Genomic DNA, 273 nt, shown 5'->3' with positions numbered 1-273 from the left:
AGCCAGGAGCAGAATCGAAGCAAGATGTGTGGGACGAAGCTGACTATCGCGAGTTCTTCTTGAACGTCTCGATCGGGTCGCTCGAATCGCTCTCGGAGATTCTGAACGCGGACCGGGAGACGCTTCTTGAAGCGTTCTATACTGCATATAGTGGCGATATCGAGGAGTGGGTTGAGCTGTATCTGATCAACGTTCGGATTCAGGAGGTCCTCCATCAGTACGACGTGGATGGACTGGATTCGTTCGGCGAACCCGAGTACCACGACTTCGTCG

The 273-nt window shown here is 53.8% G+C and carries 1 pseudogene; it reads left to right on the top strand.

Annotated elements, in window-relative coordinates:
• A pseudogene (locus tag SM755_RS23630) lies at positions 1-273 on the top strand (hypothetical protein); the annotation flags it as partial.

Source organism: Natrialba sp. PRR66 (assembly GCF_034808065.1).
Lineage (GTDB): Archaea > Halobacteriota > Halobacteria > Halobacteriales > Natrialbaceae > Natrialba > Natrialba aegyptia.
Note: the sequence above shows the minus strand (reverse complement) of the source record. Positions and strands in the feature narration are given on the sequence as shown.